Origin of the sequence: Sorangium sp. So ce327, assembly GCF_051530205.1 — a bacterium.
Classification (GTDB): Bacteria; Myxococcota_A; Polyangia; order Polyangiales; family Polyangiaceae; genus Sorangium; species Sorangium cellulosum_B.
Genome location: NZ_CP150330.1, coordinates 10104262 through 10125107 on the forward strand (window position 1 = coordinate 10104262; position 20846 = coordinate 10125107).

Consider the following 20846-nt stretch of genomic DNA (forward strand, 5'->3'; position numbering starts at 1 on the left):
CGGGATCGGCCGGTCGAGCGCCGACCGTCGCGGGAGCTCCAGCACGGAGGTGCTAGTCTCCGCCGCCCATGGCAGAGGCGTCGAGCTCCATCGTGGTGGAGTCGCTCTCCAAGACGTACCAGGTCCACGAGCGCGCCGCCGGCTTCTCGGCCTCCGTGCGCTCGCTCTTCCGGCGCCGCACCAAGGTCGTCCACGCCGTCGAGGACCTCTCGTTCTCGATCGCGCCCGGCGAGCGGGTCGGCTTCCTCGGCCCGAACGGCGCCGGGAAGACGACGACGCTGAAGGTGCTCTCCGGGCTCCTCCACCCGTCGGGCGGCAAGGTCGAGGTCGCCGGCTTCGTCCCGCGGCACCGTGAGCCCGATTTCCTCAAGCGGATCACCCTCGTGATGGGGCAAAAGCAGCAGCTGCTCTGGGACCTCCCGCCCGCCGAGACCTTCGCGGTGAACCGAGCGATCTATGGGATCGGCGACGCGGATTTCAAGGAGACCCTCGGTGAGCTGGAAGACCTCCTCGGCATCGCCGAGATCGCGACGAAGCCGACGCGGCAGCTCTCGCTCGGCGAGCGCATGAAGTGCGAGCTGGCCGCGGCCCTGCTGCACCGGCCGGAGATCCTGTTCCTCGACGAGCCGACGATCGGGCTCGACGTGGCGATGCAGCTCGGCGTCCGCGAGTTCATCCGCCGCTACAACGAGCGACGGCGGGCGACGATCGTGCTCACGTCCCATTACATGGACGACGTGGCGGCGCTCTGTCCGCGGGTCATCGTCATCGACAAGGGCAGGCTGCGCTACGACGGCGACCTCGCGGCGCTCGTCCGCAGCATGCGGCCCCACAAGCGGATCGCGCTGCACTTCAAGACCCCGGTCGACCAGGCGCTCCTCGAGCGGGTGGGCGCCGTCCTCTCGCTCGATCCTGGCCGCGCGGTGCTGCAGGTGCCGCAGGCGGAGCTGCGCGAGGCGATGTCCTGGCTGCTCGGCCACACCGACATCTCGGATCTCACGGTCGAGGATCCTCCCCTGGAGGAGGTGATGCGCGAGCTCTTTTCGGGCGTGGAGCCCTCGGCGGACCCGGAAGGCGCGCCGGAGGGCGAGGCCGCGGGCTCGACGGGCGGGGCCGCGTCATGAGCGGGCTCGCTCGGGCCGCCCGGGCGTTCCCGACGCTGCTCCGCGTCGGGGTCGCGGCCGCGCTCGCGTACCGGGCCGAGATGCTGATCTGGATGCTCACGACGACGATGCCGCTCGTGAGCCTCGCGCTCTGGTCGGCGGTGGCCGCGAGCGCGCCGGTCGGCCGCTTCGAGGCGCGCGACTTCTCCGCGTACTTCCTGGCCATCCTCATCGTCCGGCAGCTGACCGGCTCGTGGCTCGTCTGGGAGATGAACATGGACATCAAGAGCGGCGCCCTCTCGCAGCGCCTGCTCCGGCCGATCCACCCGCTCTTCTCGTACGCCGCCGAGAACCTCGCCGCGCTGCCGCTCCGGGCGGCGCTCTGCCTGCCCATCGCTGTCATCGCGCTCATCGCGACGTCGGGCGAGCGGTTCCAGCCGACGGCGCTCGAGCTCGGGCTCTGGGTCGTCTCCCTCGCCGGCGCCTGGGCGATCAACTTCTTCACCATGGCGCTGATCGGCTCGCTGGCGTTCGTGATCGACAGCTCGACCGCGGTGTTCGACGTCTACCTCGCGGCCTTCATGGTCTTCGCCGGCTACCTCGTCCCGATCGAGCTGTTCCCTTCATGGCTCGCCGATATCGCGCGCGTGCTGCCGTTCCGTTACAGCCTGGCGTTCCCTGTCGAGCTCATCACCGGCCTGCTCGACCCGGGGCGCGCGCTCACGGAGCTCGCTGTGCAGTGGGCCTTCGCCGCCGCGTCCGCCGCCGCCGCGCTCGTCGCGTGGCGCGCGGGGGTCCGGCGGTTCTCGGCGTTCGGCGGGTGAGCGGCGTGCGTTACCTCCGGTTGCTCGCGACGCAGCTGCGCGTGTCGATCGCGCTCGGGATGCAGTACCGGTGGGATTTCCTGCTGGGCGCGGTGATGACCGTCGTGTGGACGGTGGTCGGGCTGGTCCCGCTCCACATCGCGCTCGCGGCCCGGCCGCCGGTGCAGGGCTGGACGTACGAGCGGGCGCTCGTCGTCGTCGGGTGGTTCACGCTGCTCAAGGGCATCCTCGAGGGGGCCGTGAACCCGTCGCTCATCAGCGTGGTCGACCAGATCCGGAAGGGCACGCTCGACTTCACGCTGCTCAAGCCGGCCGACGCGCAGTTCCTCGTCTCCACGGCCCGGTTCGAGATCCGCAAGGTCGTGGACGCCGCGGCCGCGGTGGCGATCTTCGCCTACGCGTTCGCCCAGATGGGGCGCGCCCCCGCGCCTGCCCACGTCGCGCTCGCGCTCTGCCTGCTCGTGACGGCGACGCTGGTGCTCTATTCCATGTGCATCCTGGTCATCTCCGCCGCGTTCTGGGTCGTGCGCCTCGACAACCTGGCCTACCTCTTCAACTCCATCTTCGATTTCGCGCGCTGGCCGGTCACGATCTTCAGCGGCTTCTGGCGCGTCGTCTTCACCGTGATCGTCCCGATCGGGCTGATGACCACGTACCCGGCGGAGGCGATGCTCGGCACCATCGCGCCGCGCACGGCCGCCGCCGCGGCGCTCGGCGCGCTCACCTTCGGCGCCGTCGCGCGCGGCGTGTGGAAGCGGGCGATAGGCCGGTATACATCGGCGTCGAGCTGAGCCTCGCGAGGGCTTCCGGCGAGCGGCGCGGTGCGTTAACGTCACACGATTGCCCTCCGGGCGCGAGGAGGGCTAACGGACACCGGGGGGCGAGCGGGATCGGGAAGGAGACGCGGTGAAGGACGGAGGGCTGACGCTCGAGGAGTTGGGTCGGAGCATCGTCGATCTCGCGATGACCGAGGACGTGATACGCCGCCAGGTGATCGCCCTCCTCCCGGTCGGGCGCCGCGCGGAGCGGGAGCTCGATGTCCTCGGCAGGCCGTCGCGGCTCACGGTGGACTTCGAGGTCGGCGAACCGGCGGCGACGCGGAGCATGAGCGGCGCGTTCGACGTCGCGATCCCGCACGCGGTGACGGTGCGGGTCGACGCGGAGGGAGAGGCGAAGGAGCACCGGCTCGACGCGACCCTCGCGCTGCGCATCACGCCGAGGCCCTGCGCGCCGCTCGGGATCTTCCTGGACGTCGCGGAGCTGCCGGCGGAGTCGGTGAGGTTCGCCGAGTCGCGGGCCTCCGCGAAGGACTACCTGCGCGGCCGGATCGAGGAGGAGGTGCGGAGGGAGCTGCTCCGCCTCGTGCGCGCGCGGGTCGCGGAGAGCCGCGCGGAGCGCACGCTCGACCTGGAAGAGCCGCTCCTCCGCGCGCTCGGGGGCGCCTCCTGGGCGGGGCAGGAGGAGGTGGAGGAGCCGGACGGGCGGGACGCGCCGCCGCCGAGCCGGGTGCGCGGGGCCGGCGGCCCGGCGAGCGGGGCTGGGCTGCTGGACGCGCCGCTCAGCGACCTGGACGCGCAGCTCCGGTTCTTCGGGAACGCCATGCCCCTCCAGGTGTGGACCGCGCGCCCGGACGGCCAGCTGAACTTCGTGAACCGGGCGGTCCTCGACTATTTCGACCGCACGGAGGAGCAGATGATCGGCGAGGGCTGGCTCGCGGTGCTGCACCCGGACGACGTCCCGAAGACGGTGGCTGCGTGGACCCGGAGCCTCACGGCGGGCGAGCCGTACCACACGGAGTTCCGCCTGAAGCGGGCGAGCGATCAGACGTACCGGGAGCACGTGGTCAGCGCGCTGCCGCAGCGCGACGCCGCGGGGAACATCTTCCGGTGGATCGGCGGCACCACCGACGTGGCCGAGCTGCGCTGCGCCGAGGCCGCCCTCCGGAGGAGCGAGGCGCGCTACCGGCTCTTCGCGGAGGCGTCGAACGAGGGCGTCTGGTTCTGGAACATCCGGGAGGACACGGTGGAGTGGAGCGATCGCATGCTCCAGCTGATCGGCGTCCGCCGCGAGGCGTGGGGCGGGACGTTCGCGAGCTTCTTCGAGCGCGTGCACCCCGACGACCAGAGGGCGGTGCAGGCCGCGCTGAGGGCTCACCTCGAGGAGCGGCGGCCGTTCGAGGTGGAGTACCGGCTGCGGCGCGAGGACGGCGAGTACCGCGACGTGTTCGCCCGCGGCATGGCCGAGTGGGACGACAAGGGCGTGCCGTTCCAGATGGCGGGCGGCGCGACGGACATCACCGAGAAGAAGCGCCAGCAGGCCGTGCTGAACGAGCGGCTCGCGATCATCGAGCAGCAGCAGGAGGCGATCCGGGCGCTGTCGACGCCGATCATCGAGGTCTGGAGGGGGGTGCTGACGATGCCGGTGCTCGGCGTCCTCGACGAGGAGCGCGCCCAGCAGATGATGGAGGTGCTGCTCGAGGCCGTGGCGCGGACCCGCTGCCGCCACGCGATCATCGATCTGACCGGGGTGAGCGCCGTGGACGCGGCCACGGCCGATCACGTGCTGAGGCTCATCGACGCCGTGGCGCTGCTCGGGGCGCAGGGCATCGTCGTCGGCATCCGGCCCGAGGTGGCGCAGACGGTGGTGTCGCTGGGGCTCGATCTGTCGAACATCAAGACGCTCTCGAACCTCCGGGAGGCGCTCCTCTTCGCGATGCAGTCGAGCGGGGTGTCGGTCAAGCGGCGGCGCAAGCGCAGGGCGGGGCGCGAGCGCACGGACGACGCGGAGGGGACGCGCGCCTCGCGCGACGGGTGAGAGGCGCCGGCGTCGCGAGCGCCCTCGACCTCCTCGTAAGGCGCAGGGGTTGAGGTAGAACCTCGCCCATGGCGAAGATCCCCTCGATCAAGTTCGGCCGCTCTAGCGGCGGCGGCGTCGCCGGCGCGGTCCGCGGCGTCGCGCTCGGCCTCGTGCTCCTCGTGGCGATGCTGTTCGTCGCGTGCACCACGGTGACGCGGATCGACGCTGCGCACGTGGGCATCCGGGTCAAGCTCGCCGGCTCGAACCGCGGCGTGAGCGACATCCCGGTCGTGACCGGCTGGGTGTTCTACAACCCGCTCACGGAGCAGATCGTGCAGTTTCCGACGAGCGTGCAGAACGTGGTCTGGACGGCGTCGGCGCACGAGGGCCGAGCGGTCGACGAGTCGATCACGTTCTCTTCCTCCGAGGGCGTCAACGTCGGCGCGGACATCGGGATGTCGTTCCACATCGACCCGGAGAAAGCGCCCCACCTGTACCTGCGCTTCCGGGAGAACGACCTGATGAGGCTCGCCGATCGCTACGTGCGCAACGCGGTGCGCGAGGCGTTCAACTCGGTCGCGTCGAAGATGCCCGTCCAGGAGATCTACGGGTCGGGCAAGACGAGGCTCATCCACGACGTGACGAAGGAGCTCGAGCTGGTGCTCGAGAAGGACGGCATCCGGATCGATCAGCTCACGATCAACGGCGCGCTGAGGCTTCCCGAGAACGTGGCCGCGGCGATCAACCAGGCGATGGAGGCGACGCAGAAGGCGATCCAGGCCGAGAACCGGGTGCGTCAGGTGAGGGCGGAGGCCGACCAGGCGATCGCGACGGCCCGCGGCGCGGCCGAGTCGGCGCGGGAGCGGGCCCGCGGCGAGGCGGACGCGCTGCTCATCCGCGCGCGCTCCGAGGCCAAGGCGAACACGATCATCCGGCTGTCGACGACGCCGGCGGTGCTGCAGTACCGCGCGCTCGAGCGGTGGAACGGGCGCCTGCCGGCGATGAACCAGGGCCCGCTGCCGATGCTGACGTTCGACATGAAGAGCGCGCTCGACAAGGACGCCGAGCAGAAGCTGGCCGAGCTGCTCGAGGAGACGGCGCCAGGGGGTGAGGCGGCGCCGGCTGGCGGGGCGGCGACGGGCGCGGGCGGCGACGGAGGCGACAAGGGCGCGAAGCCTGCGGGGAAGCCGGCAGCGCAGGCGCCGGCCGCCGCGCCCTGAGCAGCTCCGGGCGGCGGGAGAGCTCGTGGTCTGGATTGACGTCGCGAGGGGGGGTGCGACGATGGCGGTAATGCGCCCTCGCCGGCGGCTCGCCGCCCTGCTCCCGCTTCTGTGTATGCCCTCGCTCCCGCTCGCTCTCGCGGGCTGCCAGCAGATCCTGGGCATTCATGACGTGAGCGACGATCCAGACACGGGCAGGCCCGACGGCCAAACGTCTCAAGGGAGCGGGGGCGCGCCCTCCGGGGCTGGCGGCGGCGGCGGCGAGGCCGGCGGCGAGGTCGGCGGCGGCGGTCACGGCCCTGACGTCATGGATCTCGCGCTCGTCGTCCTGACGCCCAACGTCACGGTGCCTCTCGGGGGGAAGAACCTTGTCGAGATCGAGATACGCCGCACTGGCGGCTTCGATGGCGAGGTGACGGTGGCGGCGGTGAGCCCTCCTGCGGGCCTCGTCGTCGATCGCATCACGATCGCCGCCAAGGAGACGAAGGCCGAGATCGTGGTAGGCGCCGAGGCGCCGCTCGCCCTGGGCAACACGATCTCCTTCACCCTGGCGGCGACCTCCGGCGCCCTGGAGAGCACCGCCGCCGTGACGAACGCGCTCGTGACCGGCCGCCCGGGCTCACTGGACGCCACGTTCGGCGTGGCGACGGGCATCGCGCCGGTGCGCTTCGGGAACGACGACGGCGGCTATTTCACCGATATCGAGGTGGTCGGCGAGCGGATCGTCGCGACCGGCTGGGGCATCGGCGGCGTCGGCGGCTCCTCGATGAAGATCGCGCGCCTGACCAGCGCCGGCGCGCTGGATCCCGACTTCGCCGGCGGCGCCTTGCTGTCGACGAGGATCGGGAGCAGCTCGGGCTCCGAGGCCGAGTCGTTCGCGGTGGGGCACCAGGTCGACGGCAAGATCATCGCGATGGGCTGGCACGAGATCCCGGAGCCGCGTGACATCGCCCTCTGGCGCGTCGGGGCGAACGGCGCGACCACCGACCCGGAGTTCGGCAACAACGGCAAGGCGCTGCTCGACACGGGCGGCGAAGAGACGGTCGTGGACGGGCTCGTCCTGGCCAACGACAAGATCCTCGTCGCTGGCGCTCGCGACGCGCGCATGATGGTGGCGCGCGTGTCCTCGAATGGGAGGCTCGACACCGCCTTCGCCGCGCCGAACGGCTTCTGGGCGCTCGACCGCGCCTCCACCGCGAGAGCCGTGGTCGTCGACCGCGAGGGCCGGATCCTGGTCGTGGGCGAGGTGGACACGGGGGGCCAGTCCGACGGCATCCTCGCCCGCTTCCTGGCCAACGGGCAGCCCGACACCACCTTCGGGACCGGCGGCCAGCAGGTCTTCGGTGCGTCCGGGATCAGCGAGCGCACGGCGGCGATCGCCGTCCTCGACGACGGCCGCATCCTCGTGGGCGGCAGCGCCGGCAAGGACGGGAGCGCCGACTTCGAGGTCCGCCGCTTCCTCGAAGACGGCGCCGCCGACCCGGGCTTCGGCGCGTCGGGCGTCGTCGCGCTCCCGATCACCGACGGCGACGACGTGGCGGAGGACGCCATCCTGCTCCCCGACGGCCGGATCCTGGTCGTGGGCAATGCGACCGGCGGCGCCACGCCTGGGCCGGTGCTCGCGCGCTACCTGCGCGACGGCAGGCTCGATCCCAATTTCGGGGTCGGCGGGGTGCTCTCTTTGTACGTCGGCGACTCCGGCGGCATCCAGCGGGCCGCGGTCTACCCGGGCCAGAAGGTCGTGATCTGCGGCGAGAACCAGGGGGGCGTGCCAGGTCCGGGGACGTACGGGATCGTGGCGCGGCTCTGGATGTAGCGGCGGCGCGACGGACCTCCCCGCGCCGGAGCGCGGGCCCGCCGACCGGATCGTGCTCGGTTGCCCCGCCGCCCGCCCCCGGGCAGGCTTCGGGCATGGGCCAGCCCGCCGAGAAGCAGCGCCGCGCCACGTACGCCGACCTCGAAGCCGTCCCGGCGAACAAGGTGGCGGAGCTCATCGGCGGCGTGCTCCACGTCCTCCCCCGCCCGGCGCCGCGCCACGCCAACGCGAGCTCGGTCCTGGGGATCAAGATCGGCGGCCCCTTCGGCCTCGGCGATGGTGGGCCGGGCGGCTGGTGGATCCTGGACGAGCCGGAGTTGCATTTCCCCGACCCGGACGCGCCGGGCGAGATCGACGCGCTCGTGCCCGACCTCGCCGGCTGGCGGCGCGAGCGGATGCCGGAGCTGCCGGAGACGGCCTACTTCGCGCTCGCTCCGGACTGGATCTGCGAGGTGCTGAGCCCGTCGACGGCATCTGTCGACCGTGACGAGAAGATGCCGATCTACGCGCGCGAGGGCGTGCGGTACGCATGGCTGGTCGATCCGATCGCACGGACGTTGGAGGTCTTCTCGCTCGTCTCGGGCCGGGGCTTTGGGCCCGCCGCCGTCCACCGCGACGCTGCGCGCGTGCGAGTCGAGCCCTTCGAGGCCGTCGAGCTCGATCTTTCGGTGCTCTGGGCGACGTAGCAGACCGCCGTGCCGTTCGGTTCCCCGGGCAGCCCGAGCTCAGCGCGGCGCTCGCTCCGTGGCCTCCCACCGCTCCAGCGTGACGACGAGTCGAGCCGCCCCGAGGACGCCGGCCGGGAGCACGATGAGCAGCGCGCAAGGCAAGAACGAGAGCAGCGCGAGGCCGAAGCCGAAGCCCATCACCGCGGCGAGGTTCCGGCGCACGAAAGCGATCCGCTCTGCCACGGGCACGCCGCGGATCGACAGCGGGCAGTCGCAGAGGTCCCAGGCCCCCGCGAGCGCCGTCACCGCGAGCTGGAGCGGGACGACGACGACGCTCGCCGGCGCGAAGAGGAGACCCACGACGCCGAGGACGATGAGGATCGGGAGCGTGAAGGCGAGCGCCACGAGCGACGACTGCAGCGCGCGCCACATGTCCGCGAGGAAGCCGACCTCCGGCCACGGGGGCGCCCCGAGATCGGCCTCGGCCCTGCGCACCATCCGCTCCAGCGCGGTCCCCGAGAGCGGCTTCGCGAGCCCGAACGAGAGGACGAGGGCGGCCACGAGCACCACCGCGAGCGAGAGGATCTGCAGCACGGCCATGAGCACGGTCCAGGGCCACCCCGTCCCCGGCTCCCTCACGATCAGCTCGACGAGCGAAGGCGCGAGCTTCACGCCGACGATGGAGAGCACGACCATGAGCACCAGCGCGATGCCCGTGGGGACGAGCGCGAGCGGCCAGAGGTCCGGCGTGCGAAAGAGGTAACCGTAACCGCCCAGCATGGCCTTGAGGCCCGCGCCGAAGCCGGGGCGTTCGAGCGGCACGAGCCCCGCGGTCGGGCGCTGCGCGGCCGCTGTGAGAGAGCCGCGGGGAGCATCGGGGGGGATCATTCAACCACGAACGTCCCAGCGGTCGTGCGTCCGGTCAACACCTTCCGCGCGCTGGCATCCGCCGCTGGACGGGCTCCCGCCGGCTGTGCGGCGAAGGCTGCCTCATCGTCGATGCGTCGATGACCTCCGAGCCTGCCTCGTCAGCCCTCGGGGGGCAGCGGATCGAGCACGCTCCCGCCCGGGGGCGAGGGCCCGAGCGCGCGGCCGAGGTGCTCGCGGATCGCGGCCGCGAGCGACTCGGTGACGCGCCTGCGCAGCTGAGTCCGCGACGTGACGAGCCCGATCTCCCGGAGCGGGATCGGCCGGGCGAGGGGCCGCACGCGGGCGCGGCGCTTCTCGGCCGGCAGCCCCTGCGCCACCAGCGCGGGCAGCACCGTCGCTCCGAGCCCGGTGTCGACAAGGCCGATCAACGTCTCGAAGCTGCCGCTCTCGAGCTGAACGCCGCGCGGGGGCCTCGCCTGACCGCTCCTGCAATACGAGAGCACCTGGCTCCGGAAGCAGTGCCCCTCCGGGAGCACCCACAGCTCGCGATCGCTGAGGTTCGCCTGCGTGACCGTCTTGCGGTCGAGCAGCGGGTCGCCCTCGGGGAGATAGGCGACCATCGCCTCGTGTCCGAGGGGCATCTCGCTCAGCCCCGGGGCGTGGAGCGGCGTCGCGGCGAGCCCCGCATCGAGGGTGTCGGCGGCGAGCCGCTCGATGATCTCTTCGGTCTTCAGCTCCTCGATGAACAGCTCGACGCGCGGGTGTGCCTTCACGAAGGGATCGAGGAACAGGGGCAGCACGGTCGGAGCGAGGGTCGGGATGATCCCTAGCCGGTAGCGCCCCGCCGGAGCGTCGTCGCCGGCGACGATCTGACCGAGCCGCTCCGTCTCCCGGAGGATCTCGCGCATCTGAGCGATGGCGCGCGCCCCCTCCTCGGTCACGAGGACGGGCTTCTTGCTGCGGTCGAACAGCACGGTGCCGAGGAGCTCCTCGAGCTTCTGGACCTGCATGCTGAGCCCGGACTGCGAGACGTGGCAGCGCTCGGCCGCGGTGCGGAAGCTGCGGGTCTGCTCCACCGCCACGGCGTAGCGGAGCTGCGTGAGCGTCACCTGCTCGAGGTCCATCGCCGGAGGAGTATCACAAAAAGTGAACGATTCATAAAATCGTTCGATTGGCACCGCGGGCGCAGAACGACCACGTTGCCTCTCGCCGGCGCGGAGGCACGAGACGCCCCCGCCCCGAAACGAGGAAAAGAGAATGTCGCTCATCAACACCCGCATCAAACCGTTCAAGGCCACCGCGTTCCACCAGGGGAAGTTCGTGGACGTCTCGCACGAGTCGGTCCTCGGCAAGTGGTCGCTCTTCGTGTTCTACCCGGCGGACTTCACCTTCGTGTGCCCGACCGAGCTCGAGGACCTCGCGGACCTCCACGGCGAGTTCCAGAAGCTCGGCGTCGAGATCTACGGCGTCTCCACCGACACGCACTTCGCGCACAAGGCGTGGCACGACACGTCCGCGGCGATCAAGAAGGTCAAGTACCCGCTCGTCGGCGATCCGACCGCCACCCTCTCGCGCAACTTCGGCGTGCTCATCGAGGAGGAGGGCCTCGCGCTCCGCGGCTCGTTCCTCGTGAACCCCGACGGCGTCATCAAGGTCTACGAGATCCACGACCTCGGCATCGGCCGCAGCGCGGCGGAGATGCTCCGCAAGGTCAAGGCGGCCCAGTACGTCGCCACGCACCCGGGCGAGGTCTGCCCGGCGAAGTGGGACGAGGGTGCGAAGACCCTCAAGCCGTCGCTCGATCTCGTCGGCAAGATCTGAGGTGCTCGGGCGTCGCCGCGCGTGCCGCGGCGACGCCCGTCAGCGCTCGTGACCCGCTCGTATTCGCCGGAAGGAACGCAGCCATGCTCGAAGACTCCATCAAGACCCAGCTCCGCGACGTCCTCGGACGGCTGACCCGTCCCGTCGCGGTCACCGCCTTCGTCGACGACTCGCAGGGGTCGGAGGAGATGCGCGCGCTCCTGCGCGACGTCGCGAGCGCCTCGTCCCTCATCGAGCTCCACGAGCGGCGCGAGGGCGAAGGGCGCACGCCGTCGTTCGGCATCCACTCCCCCGGCGAGGAGCCGCGCGTGATCTTCGCGGGGCTCCCGCTCGGTCACGAGCTCACCTCGCTGATCCTCGCGCTCCTGCACGTCGGCGGCCATCCGCCGCGGGTGAGCGCCGAGGCGCTCGAGCAGATCGCGCGGATCGACGGCGAGCTCCGGTTCGAGACCTATTTCTCTCAATCGTGCCAGAACTGCCCCGACGTCGTGCAGGCGCTGAACCTGATGGCGGCCAGGAACCCGAGGGTTCGCCACGTCGCCGTCGATGGCGCCCTCTTCCAGGGCGAGGTCGAGCAACGGAAGATCATGGCCGTGCCGACCGTCTTTCTGAACGGCGAGCCCTTCGGCCAGGGTCGGATGGAGATCGAGCAGATCCTCGCCAAGCTCGACGACGGCTCCGCCGTGAAGAAGCGCGCCGAGGCGCTCGACCAGCGCAAGCCGTTCGACATGCTCATCGTCGGCGGCGGACCCGCCGGCGCTTCGGCGGCCATCTACGCGGCGCGCAAGGGCCTCGACACCGGCATCGTCGCCGAGCGCTTCGGCGGGCAGGTGATGGACACCCTCGCCATCGAGAACCTCATCTCGGTCGTGGAGACCGACGGGCCCAAGCTCGCGGCGGCGCTCGAGCAACACGTGCGCGCGTATCCCGTGGAGCTCCTCAAGCACGAGCGCGTCACGTCGATCACGCCCGGCTCACCGTTCGAGCTGCGCCTGGCGAGCGGCGCAACGCTCCGCGCGAAGAGCGTCGTCCTGGCGACGGGCGCCCGGTGGCGCGACATGAACGTCCCCGGCGAGGCCGAGTACCGGACCAAGGGCGTGACGTACTGCCCGCACTGCGACGGACCGCTGTTCAAGGGCAAGCGGGTGGCCGTCATCGGCGGCGGCAACTCCGGCGTCGAGGCGGCGATCGATCTCGCGGGCGTGGTCGGCCACGTCACCCTGCTCGAGCTCGCCCCCGCCCTCCGCGCCGACGCGGTCCTCGTTCGCAAGCTCAAGAGCATGCCCAACGTCGAGATCGTCACGCGCGCGCGCACGACCGAGGTGGTGGGCGACGGGCAGAAGGTCGTCGGGCTCCGCTGGGAGCACACAGAGACGAAGGAGCAGCGCCAGATCGAGCTCGCGGGCGTGTTCGTGCAGATCGGCCTGCTCCCCAACACCGGGTTCATCAAGGGGACGGTGGAGCTCAACGGCCTCGGCGAGGTCGTCGTCAACGACCGCGGGCAGACGTCGGTGCCCGGCCTCTTCGCCGCCGGCGACATGACGACGACGCCGTTCAAGCAGATCGTCGTCGCCCTCGGCGACGGCGCGAAGGCCGCCCTCGGGGCCTTCGAGCACCTCATCCGCGCCACCGCGCCGGCGGACTGAGCGCCCTCCGGCCGAGGTTCGACGCGCGAACCCGCCTGCGATCACGAGCTCAGCCACGCCTCGGACCGGAGCCGATCGACAAGGAAATCCACGAACGCGCGCACCCTGACCGCCGCCCGCCGGCCCTCCGGGTGGACGACATGGATGGGGACCGGCGGGGGCTCGTGCGCGGCGAGCACGATCGAGAGGCGGCCGGCGCGCAGCTCCGGGTCGATCTGATACGAGAGCACCCGCGCGAGCCCTCGCCCGGCCACGGCCGCTGCAATGGCGACGTCGGCCGTATTGGCGAGGAGCTGCGATGACGGAAAGACCCTCTCGACCCGCGAGCCCGACCCGAACGACCATTCCACCGGGGAGCCTGTCGAAGAGAAAGCAATGGTGTCGTGACGCGCCAGATCGGCCGGCGCCTTGGGCTCGCCCCGCGCGGCGAGGTACTCCGCCGAAGCGCAGACCACCCACCGCACCGAGCCGACACGGATCGCGCTGAGCGACGAGTCCGGCAGATGGGCAATCCGGACGGCGACGTCGAGCCCCTCGTCGACCATGTCGACAATGCGGTCGACGAGCAGCGTCCACGCCGACACGCGCGGATGGAGAGCCAGGAAATCGAAGAGGGCGGGCGCGACGAACATCCGCCCGAACAGGACCGGCGCCGTGACGCCGATCTGCCCCCGGAGCGCGGCGTGGGACCCGGCCGCCGACGCCTCGGCCTCCTCGATCTCGCCGAGGATCCGCTTGCAGTCCGCGAGGAACCGGGCGCCCGCCTCGGTCAGGCGGACGACGCGCGTTGTGCGGTGCAGGAGCCGCGTCCCGATGCGCTCCTCGAGCGCAGAGATGGCCCGGGTCACCGCCGGCGGCGACATGGACAGCCGCCGCGCGGCCGGCGCGAAGCCCTCCTCCTCGGCGACGGCGACGAACACGCGCATGGAGTCGAGGCGGTCCATCGGATTATTCCAGTTTCCGGAATGGTCCCTTGTCAAGGACGAGCATTACCCTTGGCCGCGGGAATGGGCATCCTGGCTCGGCGAGCGCGGGAGCCCCACGCGGACTGTGCCGCTCCCGCTGACATCCACAGCCGAAAGGACACCTCGATGACCCTCCCTGCCAGCCCCATCCGCCTCTACCGCCATCCGCTCTCGGGCCACGCGCACCGCGTGGAGCTGTTCCTGTCGCTGCTGAGGCTGCCGTTCGAGAGGATCGACGTCGACCTGAAGGGCGGCGCTCAGAAGACGCCCGAGTTCCTGAGCAAGAACGCGTTCGGTCAGGTGCCCGTGATCGAGGACGGCGACGTGACGCTGGCCGACAGCAACGCGATCCTCGTGTACCTGGCCGCGCGGTACGACCCGTCGGGGCGCTGGCTCCCGCGCGATCCGGTGGCGGCGGCGCACGTGCAGCGGTGGCTCTCCGTGGCCGCCGGGCAGCTCGCGGCGGGGCCCGCGGCGGCGCGCATCGCGAGCGTGTTCGGCCGCAAGCTGGATGTCGAGCAGGCCAGGGGGATCGCCGCCCAGCTCTTCGCGGTGATCGACCAGCACCTCGCGGACCAGCGGTTCCTGGCCGGCGACGAGCCGACCCTCGCGGACGTCGCGATCTACACCTACACGGCGCACGCGCCGGAGGGCGGCGTGTTGCTCGATCCGTACGCGAACCTGCGCGCGTGGCTCGCCCGCGTGGAGGCGCTGCCCGGCTTCGTGCCGATGAAGAAGGCGCTGTCGTGACCTCCCTGCCCGGGTGGACCAGGGAGGGCTCGCCCTATCACCCGGGCGAGATGGCCGTGCAGGCGCGGGCCGGGGCGCGCGAGCGCGCCGAGAAGGCCGGGCGCCGGATCATCCGGGATTTCATGCCCGACCAGCACCGCGAGCTGTTCGCGCAGCTGCCGTTCCTGCTCGTCGGGGCCCTCGACGCAGAGCGCCGGCCGTGGGCCTCGATCGTCGTGGGGCCGCCGGGGTTCATCTCGTCCCCGGATCCGCGGACGCTCGCGGTGAACGCTCGCCCGGGGGCCGGCGACGCGCTCGGCCCGCACCTCGTGGCCGGCGCGCCCGTCGGCCTCCTCGGCATCCAGCTGGAGACCCGCCGCCGAAACCGGATGAACGGGACGATCACGGCGGCGGACGAGCGAGGCTTCGTGGTCGAGGTCGGGCAGAGCTTCGGGAACTGCCCGCAGTACATCCAGGCGCGAGCGCCGGAGCTCGTGAGGGCGCCGGAGGCGGCCGCCACGCCCCCGGCGCAGGCGGAAGGGCCGGCGCTGTCCGCCGGCGCGGCGGCGCTGATCCGCCGCGCGGACACGTTCTTCATCGCGACCGCGGCGCCGGCCGCGCGGGGAGGCGACGCGATCGAGGGCGCCGACGTGTCCCATCGGGGCGGCAAGACGGGCTTCGTGCGCGTGACCGAGGAGGACGGCCACACCGTCCTGATCTCGCCGGATTTCACGGGCAATTTCGCGTTCAACACGCTCGGCAACCTGGCGCTCTGCCCGCGCGCCGGGGTGCTCTTCGTCGACTTCGCCTCCGGCGGGGTGCTGTCGCTGACCGGCGAGGCCGAGGTGCTCTGGGACGGGCCGGAGCTCTCGGCCTTCGCCGGCGCCCAGCGGCTCCTGCGGTTCCACGTGGCCGAGGGCGCCTGGCGGGAGGACGCGCTGCCGCTGCGCTGGTCGGCGCCGGTGCCCGCGCCGCAGCTCGCGGCGACCGGCTCGTGGGAGGACGTGGCGCGCAGGTGACGCCGCGGCCCGCGGGGCCCGTCCAGGGGAGTTTTGCCCCATCGGGGCGATCCGGGGCGGGCCCGGGCGCGTCAGCGTGCGGACGGGCACCTTGAGAACGCGTACGCGTCCTGCATCCTACCGGCGACCTCATGCGACTCGCCAGCAAGCTCACCCTCGCCCTCGTCCTCGTCATGTGCGCGGCGCTCAGCCTGTACGGCTACCTCTCCGTCCGGCGCGAGCGGGCGCTCTTCGAGGCGGACATGCGGCGCGACGAGCACCTCATCGGCATCGCGCTCCGCGCGGCGGTGGTCGAGACGTGGCGCCGGGACGGGATGGGGGAGGCGCTCCAGCTGCTCGACGAGATGAGCGAGCGCGAGGACGGCGTGCGGTTCCGCTGGGTGTGGCTGGACGCGCCGGCCGGGGATCGCTTCGCGCCCGCGCTGCCCGCCGCCGAGATCGAGGAGCTGTCGCGGGGCACCGAGGTGTTCCGGATCGAGCGCAAGGGCGACAAGAGCGGGCGCTTCTACACGTACGCGCCCGTCGGGGTGGAGCCCTCGCGCGTCGGCGCCATCGAGATCTCCGAGTCGCTCGAGGAGGAAGAAGCGTACGTCCAGGCGAGCGTTGTCAACACCGTGGCCACCATCATCGCCCTCGCGGCGCTGAGCGGGCTCCTGGCGATGACCTTCGGGCAGGTCCTCGTGGGGCGCCCGACGCGGCGGCTCGTCGACAAGGCGCGGCGGATCGGAGAGGGCGACCTCGGCGGGCCGCTGCTCCTGCCGCAGCGCGACGAGCTCGGGCGGATCGCCCATGAGATCAACGCGATGTGCGAGCACCTGGCCGAGGCGCGCGAGCGCGCGGGCCGCGAGACGACCGCGCGCATCGCGGCGCTGGAGCAGCTCCGGCACGCGGATCGGCTCACCACCGTGGGCAAGCTGGCGTCGGGGCTCGCGCACGAGCTCGGCACGCCGCTCAACGTGGTGGGCGGCCGCGCCAAGATGATCGCGCGCGGCCTGCCGCAGGAGGAGGCGGCGGAGAGCGCGCGCATCATCGCCGAGCAGGCGGACCGGATGACGAAGATCATCCGGCAGCTGCTGGACTTCGCGCGCCGCCGGGTCGCGCAGAAGGCGCCGGCCGATCTCGCGCACATCGCGCGCCAGACGCTGGCGCTGCTCGAGCCCCTCGCCCGGAAGCGGGGCGTGACGCTCCACCTCGACGAGGCGTGCGGCGGGGCGGCGCGCGCCGAGGTGGACTCGGGGCAGATGCAGCAGGTGCTCACGAACCTCATCATGAACGGCATGCAGTCGATGAGGCGGGGCGGCGAGCTCACCGTGCGGGTGGAGCGCGCCCGCGCGCGCCCGCCGGCCGACCACGGCGGCGCCGAGGGCGAGCACGTCGCCGTCCGGGTGATCGACGGCGGGGAGGGGGTCGCGCCCGAGAACATCCTCCGCATCTTCGAGCCGTTCTTCACCACGAAGGACGTCGGCGAGGGCACGGGCCTCGGGCTGAGCGTGTCCTACGGGATCGTGCGCGAGCACGGGGGCTGGATCGACGTGAAGAGCGAGCTCGGCAAGGGCTCGACGTTCACGGTGTACCTCCCGCCGAGCGGCCAGGATGACGCAGGATGACGCGAGCCCGGCGGCCGCGGGCCGAGGGCGAAGGCGCGCTCGGCGGGGCGGCCGCAGCGCCGCGGCTGGCCGCGGGCGTGGCGCTGTACTACGCGAGTCATCGAGGAGAGATGGCGGGCGAGCCATCGAGGTGACGATGGGCAGACGAGCGCTGATCATCGACGACGACGAGGCGATGTGCGCGTGGCTCTCGGCGGACCTGCAGTCGCGCGGCGTCGAGGCGACGACCCGGACCTCACCGGCGGAGGCGCTCGCGCTGCTCGAGGCGGACGAGGGCTTCGACGTCATCCTGACCGATCTGAACATGCGCGGGATGGACGGGATCGCGGTCTGCGGACGGGCTGCCGAGATCCGGCCGGACGTGCCGGTCGTGGTGATCACCGCGTTCGGCAGCATCGAGACCGCGGTGCAGGCGATCCGCGCGGGCGCGTACGACTACGTGACCAAGCCGGTCGACATCGAGGCGCTGGCGCTGGCGCTGGAGCGGGCGATCGCGCACCACGCGCTCAAGGCCGAGGTGCGGCGGCTGCGCCGCGCCGTGGCCGGGCCCGGCGGGTTCCCGGACCTCATCGGCCGGAGCGCCGCGATGCGGGGCGTGCAGGACCTGATCGAGCGCATCGCCGACGCGGACGCGACGGTGCTCATCACCGGCGAGAGCGGGACGGGCAAGGAGGTCGTCGCGAAGGCGATGCACGCGCGGAGCCGCCGCAAGGAGGGGCCGTTCGTGGCGATCAACTGCGCGGCGGTGCCGGAGTCGCTGATCGAGAGCGAGCTGTTCGGGCACGTGAAGGGGGCGTTCACCGACGCGCGCGCGGCGCGCTCCGGGCTGTTCGTCGAGGCGAACGGCGGGACGCTGCTGCTCGACGAGATCGGGGAGCTGCCGCTCGCGGTGCAGCCGAAGCTGCTCCGCGCCCTCCAGGAGCGCCGGGTGCGGCCGGTGGGCGGGAGCGCGGAGGTGCCGTTCGACGCGCGCATCGTGGCCGCGACGAACCGCGACCTGGACGAGGCCGTCGAGGCGCGCCGCTTCCGGGAGGACCTGTACTACCGGATCAACGTGCTCCACGTGGAGCTGCCGCCCGTGCGGGCGCGGGGCAGCGACGTGCTGCTGCTCGCGCAGCGCTTCATCGAGGATTTCGCGACGCGCTGGGGCAAGGAGGTGGTCGGCCTGTCACCGGCGGCCGCCGAGCGGCTTCTCGCGTACACGTGGCCGGGCAACGTGCGGGAGATCCAGAACTGCATGGAGCGGGCGGTGGCGCTCACGGGGTACCCGGAGATCACGGTGGAGGACCTGCCGGCGAAGATCCGGGAGCACCGGCCGTCGCACGTGCTCGTGGCGGGGGACGACCCGTCCGAGCTGGTGCCGCTCGAGGAGGTGGAGCGGCGGTACATCCTGCGGGTGCTCGAGGCGGCGGGCGGGAACAAGACGCTGGCGGCGAGGATCCTGGGGCTGGACCGGAAGACGCTGCACCGGAAGCTGGAGCGGTGGGAGCCGGGCGCCGGGGGGACGAAGGGGAGCTGACAGGGCGGGCGGAGTGGGTCGGGCGACCTGGAGCTCGAAGCCCACGCCGAGGCGCGGAGGAATACCCCGGGCGGGGAACGACGCCCCACCCCGGATGGCCCACGGGGGGTCGCCGCCAGTCCCGCTGCAACCCGCCAGTCCCGCTGCAACCCGCCAGTCCCGCTGTAACCCGCCCGTCCGCCGCAACCTGGGTCGGCGCCTGCGGCCTCAACCCCGGTCGGTTCCGGCCACCCCAACCTCGGCCACCCCAACCTCGGTCGCCTGCGGCCTCAACCTCGGTCGGTTCCGGCCAGCCCCCCAACCCCGGTCGGTTCCGGCCCAACCCCGGTCGGTTCCGGCCAACCCAACCCCGGTCGCCTGCGGCCTCAACCTCGGTCGGTTCCGGCCAGCCCCCCAACCCCGGTCGGTTCCGGCCCAACCCCGGTCGGTTCCGGCCACCCAACCTCGGTCGGTTCCGGCCACCCCAACCTCGGTCGGTTCGAGACGGCCGCCGGCGGGCGGCACGCGGCCTGCAACACAGGGCCCTCACCAAGGAGAGAGCCCGATGCCCCCCGACTCGATGCGCGGTCTTGCCTCGATCCTGAATACGCCCCCTGAGCCGGTGCCGCGCGTCCACCACGGCCCGATCCCCATCCGCGTGCTGCTCGCCGAAGACGACAGGGAGTTGCGGCTGCTCCTCGCCACCGCCCTCCGCCGCGACGGCTACGAGGTCCTGGAGGCGCATGACGCCAAGCACCTCCTCGAGCTGATGGGCGAAGCGCTCGTCTCCGGGAACGGCGCCCCGGTCGATGTCGTGGTGAGCGACATCCGGATGCCAGGCGCGAGCGGGCTCGATCTGCTGGCCGGGCTGCGCCGCGACGACTGGACGACGCCGGTGGTCCTCATCACCGCGTTCGGCGACCCGGAGACGCACGCGGAGGCCTACCGCCTGGGCGCCGACGCGGTGCTCGACAAGCCGCTCGACGTGGACGATCTGCGGCTCGTGGTCCAGACCCTCGTCTCGATGCGCGGCTGACGCACCACGCCGCTGGAGAGCATCTCGCGATCACGGACATCACGAGATGGCGCGTAGGTGGACCCCTATCGACGAGCAGCTGACCTACACACGCCCCTTGTCGGGAGCGCGCCAGTTGACCGTTGGATAGGCTTTCAACCTCGTCGTGGAGCAGATCCGCGCGATCGTGAGTCGCCCGGCGCCGCCTCACCCCGCCTCGATCGGCAGCCGGCGCGGCTCCCCCGCGCGCTGCGCCTTCAGCCGCGCCCGCCGCATCTTGTGCCACGCGAGGATCCCCGCGTCCGCGCGCACGAAGCGGCACGCGTCGAGATCCGCGTCGCGCGGCTCCGAGGACGCGAGCATCCGCTCGTCGCCCGGCTGGATCAGCCAGAACTCCGCCCGCAACCCGAGCCACGCGAGCAGCCGCCCGATCACCGGGATCGGCATGTAGTACCGCCCCACGATCGCCGTCCGCTCCGCGTCGATCGGCGCGCACCCCGCCACGCCCACCACGCGCTTCCCGAACGAGAGGCGCAGCACGCCCGGGAAGCGCACCTCCATCTCGAACCTCCATCCCCGACGGCCGTCCCAGGGCTCCCCATCATCGTGGCGCAGCACCGCCTCGGCGTGGATGACGTCGCCCTCCACGCGGACCTCGCAAGGGTCGAGCATCGCGCCCACGCCGGGGAACCAGGGGCGGTGCGCGAACGGCAGGTGGTGGAAGTCGAGCATGCCCTCCATCGCGCGCGCGAACGGCACGTCCCAGTCCATCGACGCCGTGTGGGCGTGCCGCTCGTCCGGCGGCAGGCCATCGAACCAGGGCACCGGCGGCAGCTCGGCCGGCCGCTCGCCCCAGAAGAGCCACACGAAGCCCCGGTGCTCCCGCGCCTCGTACCGCGTCAGCGCGAGCGCATCCCCCGCGCCGCGCGCGCTCGCGCCGCGCCCCTCGCACGGGATCGCGACGCAGCGCCCGTCAGAAGCGAACCGGAAGCCGTGGTACGGGCACTCGATCGCCCCGTCCACGACCCGCCCCAGGCCGAGGTCCGCGCCGCGGTGCGGGCAGCGCGCCCGCGCCGCGACCAGGGCGCCGCGCTCGTCCCTGAACAGCACGAGCCGCGTCCCGAAGCGCTCGACGGCGACCGGCCGCTTGCCCACGCAGGCCGCGTCCGCGATGATGTACCAGGCGCCCTCGACGAACGCGCCGCGCCCTTCCTCGATGCCGTGCTTTCGCATGATGCTCCTCCGATCG

19 protein-coding genes are annotated in these 20846 nt (G+C 72.2%); 15 read left to right on the forward strand and 4 right to left on the reverse strand.

Annotated features, from left to right (window positions below; translation table 11 throughout):
* Window positions 1–68: 68 nt before the first annotated feature.
* The 7 genes from WME95_RS37860 (at window position 69) to WME95_RS37890 (ending at window position 8445) form a co-directional block, all read left to right on the forward strand.
* Window positions 69–1124: an ABC transporter ATP-binding protein gene (locus WME95_RS37860; protein WP_437904171.1), complete on the forward strand. Its 1056-nt coding sequence runs from the start codon at window positions 69–71 to the stop codon at window positions 1122–1124.
* On the forward strand, window positions 1121–1927 hold the full coding sequence (locus tag WME95_RS37865; RefSeq protein WP_437904172.1) for an ABC transporter permease: 807 nt from the start codon (window positions 1121–1123) through the stop codon (window positions 1925–1927). Before WME95_RS37860 ends, WME95_RS37865 begins: the two co-directional genes overlap by 4 nt.
* Before the next feature lie 5 nt (window positions 1928–1932).
* Window positions 1933–2718: an ABC transporter permease gene (locus WME95_RS37870; protein ID WP_437911068.1), complete on the forward strand. Its 786-nt coding sequence runs from the start codon at window positions 1933–1935 to the stop codon at window positions 2716–2718.
* 115 nt (window positions 2719–2833) lie between these two features.
* Window positions 2834–4741: a PAS domain-containing protein gene (locus WME95_RS37875; RefSeq protein WP_437904173.1), complete on the forward strand. Its 1908-nt coding sequence runs from the start codon at window positions 2834–2836 to the stop codon at window positions 4739–4741.
* Between the two features lie 68 nt (window positions 4742–4809).
* Window positions 4810–5943 carry a prohibitin family protein gene (locus WME95_RS37880; RefSeq protein WP_437904174.1) on the forward strand — a complete coding sequence of 378 codons (1134 nt, stop codon included), beginning with the start codon at window positions 4810–4812 and terminating at the stop codon, window positions 5941–5943.
* A 115-nt stretch (window positions 5944–6058) separates the two neighbouring features.
* Window positions 6059–7759: a delta-60 repeat domain-containing protein gene (locus tag WME95_RS37885; protein ID WP_437904175.1), complete on the forward strand. Its 1701-nt coding sequence runs from the start codon at window positions 6059–6061 to the stop codon at window positions 7757–7759.
* A gap of 95 nt (window positions 7760–7854) precedes the next feature.
* Window positions 7855–8445, forward strand: coding sequence for a Uma2 family endonuclease (locus tag WME95_RS37890; RefSeq protein ID WP_437904176.1), 591 nt, complete (start codon window positions 7855–7857; stop codon window positions 8443–8445).
* 39 nt (window positions 8446–8484) lie between these two features.
* Here WME95_RS37890 and WME95_RS37895 read toward each other — a convergent pair whose 3' ends face one another.
* Both WME95_RS37895 and WME95_RS37900 read right to left on the reverse strand, forming a co-directional pair.
* The gene (locus WME95_RS37895; RefSeq protein ID WP_437904177.1) at window positions 8485–9315 is read right to left on the reverse strand and encodes an EI24 domain-containing protein; all 831 of its coding nucleotides are present in this window, start codon (window positions 9313–9315) and stop codon (window positions 8485–8487) included.
* Between the two features lie 140 nt (window positions 9316–9455).
* A complete protein-coding gene (locus WME95_RS37900) occupies window positions 9456–10421 on the reverse strand; it encodes a hydrogen peroxide-inducible genes activator (RefSeq protein WP_437904178.1) in 966 nt (321 codons plus the stop codon).
* 133 nt (window positions 10422–10554) lie between these two features.
* Here WME95_RS37900 and ahpC point away from each other — a divergent pair, with 133 nt between their 5' ends.
* The gene (gene ahpC, locus WME95_RS37905) at window positions 10555–11118 is read left to right on the forward strand and encodes an alkyl hydroperoxide reductase subunit C (protein WP_012239567.1); all 564 of its coding nucleotides are present in this window, start codon (window positions 10555–10557) and stop codon (window positions 11116–11118) included.
* An 83-nt stretch (window positions 11119–11201) separates the two neighbouring features.
* On the forward strand, window positions 11202–12764 hold the full coding sequence (gene ahpF, locus WME95_RS37910) for an alkyl hydroperoxide reductase subunit F (RefSeq protein WP_437904179.1): 1563 nt from the start codon (window positions 11202–11204) through the stop codon (window positions 12762–12764).
* Window positions 12765–12805: 41 nt separating this feature from the next.
* Here the strand turns inward: ahpF and WME95_RS37915 are convergent, their stop codons facing one another.
* Complete coding sequence (locus WME95_RS37915) at window positions 12806–13708, reverse strand: LysR family transcriptional regulator (RefSeq protein WP_437904180.1); 903 nt, start codon at window positions 13706–13708, stop codon at window positions 12806–12808.
* A gap of 147 nt (window positions 13709–13855) precedes the next feature.
* On the opposite strand from WME95_RS37915, the gene WME95_RS37920 reads away from it, so the two are divergent.
* The 6 genes from WME95_RS37920 to WME95_RS37945 all read left to right on the forward strand — a co-directional run bounded on the left by WME95_RS37920 (window position 13856) and on the right by WME95_RS37945 (window position 19618).
* Window positions 13856–14479: a glutathione S-transferase family protein gene (locus WME95_RS37920; protein WP_437904181.1), complete on the forward strand. Its 624-nt coding sequence runs from the start codon at window positions 13856–13858 to the stop codon at window positions 14477–14479.
* Window positions 14476–15477, forward strand: a complete 1002-nt coding sequence (locus WME95_RS37925) for a flavin-nucleotide-binding protein (protein WP_437904182.1) — start codon at window positions 14476–14478, stop codon at window positions 15475–15477. Before WME95_RS37920 ends, WME95_RS37925 begins: the two co-directional genes overlap by 4 nt.
* A gap of 131 nt (window positions 15478–15608) precedes the next feature.
* A complete protein-coding gene (locus WME95_RS37930) occupies window positions 15609–17084 on the forward strand; it encodes a sensor histidine kinase (RefSeq protein WP_437904183.1) in 1476 nt (491 codons plus the stop codon).
* Window positions 17081–17218 carry a hypothetical protein gene (locus tag WME95_RS37935; protein ID WP_437904184.1) on the forward strand — a complete coding sequence of 46 codons (138 nt, stop codon included), beginning with the start codon at window positions 17081–17083 and terminating at the stop codon, window positions 17216–17218. Before WME95_RS37930 ends, WME95_RS37935 begins: the two co-directional genes overlap by 4 nt.
* A gap of 2 nt (window positions 17219–17220) precedes the next feature.
* Window positions 17221–18603: a sigma-54-dependent transcriptional regulator gene (locus WME95_RS37940; RefSeq protein WP_437544771.1), complete on the forward strand. Its 1383-nt coding sequence runs from the start codon at window positions 17221–17223 to the stop codon at window positions 18601–18603.
* A gap of 544 nt (window positions 18604–19147) precedes the next feature.
* A complete protein-coding gene (locus tag WME95_RS37945; RefSeq protein WP_437544773.1) occupies window positions 19148–19618 on the forward strand; it encodes a response regulator in 471 nt (156 codons plus the stop codon).
* A 186-nt stretch (window positions 19619–19804) separates the two neighbouring features.
* Here the strand turns inward: WME95_RS37945 and WME95_RS37950 are convergent, their stop codons facing one another.
* Entirely contained in the window at window positions 19805–20830 is a 1026-nt protein-coding gene (locus WME95_RS37950; protein WP_437904185.1) for a Rieske 2Fe-2S domain-containing protein, read from the reverse strand.
* Window positions 20831–20846: the final 16 nt, after the last annotated feature.

Excerpts from the sequence above, each read along its gene's own strand:
- WME95_RS37860 (WP_437904171.1), top strand. The coding sequence starts at position 69 with ATGGCAGAGGCGTCGAGCTCCATCGTGGTGGAGTCGCTCTCCAAGACG.
- WME95_RS37865 (WP_437904172.1), top strand. The coding sequence starts at position 1,121 with ATGAGCGGGCTCGCTCGGGCCGCCCGGGCGTTCCCGACGCTGCTCCGC.
- WME95_RS37880 (WP_437904174.1), top strand. The coding sequence starts at position 4,810 with ATGGCGAAGATCCCCTCGATCAAGTTCGGCCGCTCTAGCGGCGGCGGC.
- WME95_RS37885 (WP_437904175.1), top strand. The coding sequence starts at position 6,059 with ATGCCCTCGCTCCCGCTCGCTCTCGCGGGCTGCCAGCAGATCCTGGGC.
- WME95_RS37890 (WP_437904176.1), top strand. The coding sequence starts at position 7,855 with ATGGGCCAGCCCGCCGAGAAGCAGCGCCGCGCCACGTACGCCGACCTC.
- WME95_RS37895 (WP_437904177.1), bottom strand. The coding sequence starts at position 9,315 with ATGATCCCCCCCGATGCTCCCCGCGGCTCTCTCACAGCGGCCGCGCAG.
- WME95_RS37900 (WP_437904178.1), bottom strand. The coding sequence starts at position 10,421 with ATGGACCTCGAGCAGGTGACGCTCACGCAGCTCCGCTACGCCGTGGCG.
- ahpC (WP_012239567.1), top strand. The coding sequence starts at position 10,555 with ATGTCGCTCATCAACACCCGCATCAAACCGTTCAAGGCCACCGCGTTC.
- ahpF (WP_437904179.1), top strand. The coding sequence starts at position 11,202 with ATGCTCGAAGACTCCATCAAGACCCAGCTCCGCGACGTCCTCGGACGG.
- WME95_RS37915 (WP_437904180.1), bottom strand. The coding sequence starts at position 13,708 with ATGGACCGCCTCGACTCCATGCGCGTGTTCGTCGCCGTCGCCGAGGAG.
- WME95_RS37920 (WP_437904181.1), top strand. The coding sequence starts at position 13,856 with ATGACCCTCCCTGCCAGCCCCATCCGCCTCTACCGCCATCCGCTCTCG.
- WME95_RS37930 (WP_437904183.1), top strand. The coding sequence starts at position 15,609 with ATGCGACTCGCCAGCAAGCTCACCCTCGCCCTCGTCCTCGTCATGTGC.
- WME95_RS37935 (WP_437904184.1), top strand. The coding sequence starts at position 17,081 with ATGACGCGAGCCCGGCGGCCGCGGGCCGAGGGCGAAGGCGCGCTCGGC.
- WME95_RS37940 (WP_437544771.1), top strand. The coding sequence starts at position 17,221 with ATGGGCAGACGAGCGCTGATCATCGACGACGACGAGGCGATGTGCGCG.
- WME95_RS37945 (WP_437544773.1), top strand. The coding sequence starts at position 19,148 with ATGCCCCCCGACTCGATGCGCGGTCTTGCCTCGATCCTGAATACGCCC.
- WME95_RS37950 (WP_437904185.1), bottom strand. The coding sequence starts at position 20,830 with ATGCGAAAGCACGGCATCGAGGAAGGGCGCGGCGCGTTCGTCGAGGGC.